At 38.7% G+C, this 561-nt stretch carries 1 protein-coding gene; it reads right to left on the bottom strand.

Translation table 11 applies throughout. The features are described 5' to 3' along the window. Nucleotides 1-62: 62 nt before the first annotated feature. On the bottom strand, nt 63-561 hold a 499-nt coding region (locus tag AC1DPZ_RS28730), incomplete at its 5' end, for a sensor histidine kinase (RefSeq protein WP_477409960.1).

Here is a 561-nt window from a genome sequence, read left to right as displayed (position 1 = left end):
CCTATTAATTTCCTAATGTTTAGGGAGAGATCGTCGGCAACTGCTATTTCATCTCTCAATGATTACTTTTTTAATAATTTAATACTTACCGAAAATGAGTTTTGATATTCTTTGATGATGATATCATCGCCAGACCAGAGACGGTATCTTTCTGCAAGGTTCGCCAGGCCATACTGAGTAGATGTTACTTTAACTTTTTTGCATTGAATATTATTGCTGATAACAAGCCATTCATCTTTTTGGGTGATACTGACTTTCAACGGATCTTCCTGTGTGAAATTATTGTGCTTAATGGCGTTCTCCAATAATGGCTGTAGCGAAAAAGAAGGCAGAAAATAGCTTTTTAAAGCGTTGTCTGTTAATGATACCGTACAGTCCATCGCCCTGCCAAACCGGATGCGCTGCATGGCGAGGTAGTCGTATAACAGTTTTACTTCATCTTCCAGGCTGGATATATTGGATGACTGATGAAAGATGGAGGCCCTTAAAAAATTGGCCATATGTACTATATAAGTATCGGCGGTTTGAGTGTCTTTATGGTAAAGCGCCTTTAGTGTATTC

This window comes from Mucilaginibacter sp. P4_G9 (assembly GCF_056400985.1).
The sequence above is the reverse complement of the archived record's forward strand: the minus strand, read 5'-3'. Positions and strand labels throughout refer to the sequence as shown.